We start from the raw sequence: 542 nt of genomic DNA, 5'->3' as shown, positions 1-542 counted from the left end.
GACGAGAACTACAAGCGCATCGTCATCGCCGGTGGCGGGCACATCGGCGAGCGGCTGGCCGAGGCCATCGAGAGCCGCTACCAGGTCAAGATCATCGAGATGAACCCGGCACGCTGCCGCTACCTCTCCGATACCCTGGGCAGCACCATCATCCTGCAGGGCAGCGCTTCGGACCGCGACCTGCTGGTGGAAGAGAACATCAACGAGGCGGACGTGTTCCTCGCCCTGACCAACGACGACGAGGCCAACATCATGTCCTCGCTGCTGGCCAAGCGGCTCGGTGCGCGCAAGGTGATGTGCATCATCAACAACCCGGCCTACGTCGACCTGGTGCAGGGCGGCGAAATCGACATCGCCATCAGCCCGCAGCTGGCCACCATCGGCACCCTGCTGACCCACGTGCGCCGCGGCGATATCGTCAGTGCACACTCGCTGCGCCGCGGCGCGGCCGAAGCGATCGAGGTGATCGCCCACGGCGACCCGCGCTCGAGCAAGGTGGTGGGTCGCGCCATCGAGCAGATTGCCCTGCCGCCAGGCACCAC

At 66.4% G+C, this 542-nt stretch carries 1 protein-coding gene; it reads left to right on the top strand.

Annotation, left to right across the window (positions count from 1 at the left end; genetic code table 11):
* A partial coding sequence (locus tag ACU8YC_RS25995) for an NAD-binding protein (protein WP_446896112.1) occupies positions 1-542 on the top strand: 542 nt, incomplete at both ends.

This window comes from Citrobacter sp. VF227, from assembly GCF_052950715.1.
Note: the sequence above shows the minus strand (reverse complement) of the source record. Positions and strands in the feature narration are given on the sequence as shown.